At 22.0% G+C, this 706-nt stretch carries 1 protein-coding gene; it reads right to left on the reverse strand.

The window, feature by feature from the left end; translation table 11 throughout:
• Nucleotides 1-54 precede the first annotated feature (54 nt).
• The gene (locus HCG76_RS18870; protein WP_221701808.1) at nt 55-453 is read right to left on the reverse strand and encodes a BlaI/MecI/CopY family transcriptional regulator; all 399 of its coding nucleotides are present in this window, start codon (nt 451-453) and stop codon (nt 55-57) included.
• Between the last annotated feature and the right edge of the window lie 253 nt (nt 454-706).

A 706-nucleotide genomic window follows, 5' to 3' on the forward strand; every position in this document is an offset into this window, starting at 1 on the left:
GTATAAAATTTTGAACAATTAAAAAGGAGTTGTATTCAGACTGAATTTATTAATTCAATCTGATACAGCTCCTTTTTCTTGAGTTTCATAATTATTTAATATAGACTTTAATTCGTTAATTTCAGTATTTGTAAGTTTTTGTGACTTAACAAAGTTAGTCATCATTGAGTTCAAAGAGCCATTAAAAACTTTATTTAAAAAACTTTCACTTTCTTCTCTAACACATTCTTCTTCAGAAATAATAGAAAAGTAGTAGTATTCCTTTCCTTTTTTAGTGAAGTTAATAGCTTCTTTATTTAATAATCTATTAATTAATGTTTTAATAGTTGGAGCTTTCCAATTTGTTTTTTCTTGTAGCTCCTTAATTATTTCAGTAGAAGTTATAGTATCATTTTTCCAAATAATTTTCATAACTTCCCATTCAGAATCAGATATTTTAGGTAATTCCTTCATTAATAACACCTCTCTTGATTACAGATGTAATTTATATTTTAAGTTTACACATGTAATTTATTTTTGTCAATATAATAATAATATTACATTTTATGTAATATTATTATAGTATGAATTATGTAAACAGATAAAAATTCAAGAATATTAATAGTAAAATTTGTAAAATAAATATTGACTACTATAATAGTGCAAAAATACTTGAATAATTTTACAACTGAATAAAATAAAAAAACATTCATGATAAATCCTTGCT

Source organism: Clostridium sp. K13 (assembly GCF_019734195.1).
GTDB lineage: Bacteria > Bacillota > Clostridia > Clostridiales > Clostridiaceae > Clostridium.